At 60.2% G+C, this 259-nt stretch carries 1 protein-coding gene; it reads right to left on the bottom strand.

Features of this window, described 5'->3' with window-relative positions; all coding sequences use genetic code 11:
* Positions 1-259: GNAT family protein (locus tag QSV46_RS40185; protein WP_314964199.1), on the bottom strand; the 259-nt coding region annotated here is incomplete at both ends.

Raw genomic sequence — 259 nt, 5'->3', positions numbered from 1 at the left:
GCATGGCTTGGGCCGACCCCTCGGTCCCCTCGTCGAGAAATTTGACCATCAGAATCTCGTCGTAATATCGCCCACCCTGCTTGAGGGCTCGCTGTTCATAGCCGTACTCGACAAAGCCCATGGCGCTGTAAAGCCGGCGTGCCGCTTCGTTCTCGCTCACGACAGTCAATTGAACCATCTCCACGCGCCCGCGCGCATGGCCGAGAACGGCCGCGACAAGCAACTTTCCAAGACCCGAACCTCGCGCGGTGTTTCGAAC

This window comes from Bradyrhizobium cosmicum, from assembly GCF_032290525.1.
Lineage (GTDB): Bacteria > Pseudomonadota > Alphaproteobacteria > Rhizobiales > Xanthobacteraceae > Bradyrhizobium > Bradyrhizobium cosmicum_A.
This window is presented reverse-complemented; position numbering and strand designations above follow the sequence as displayed.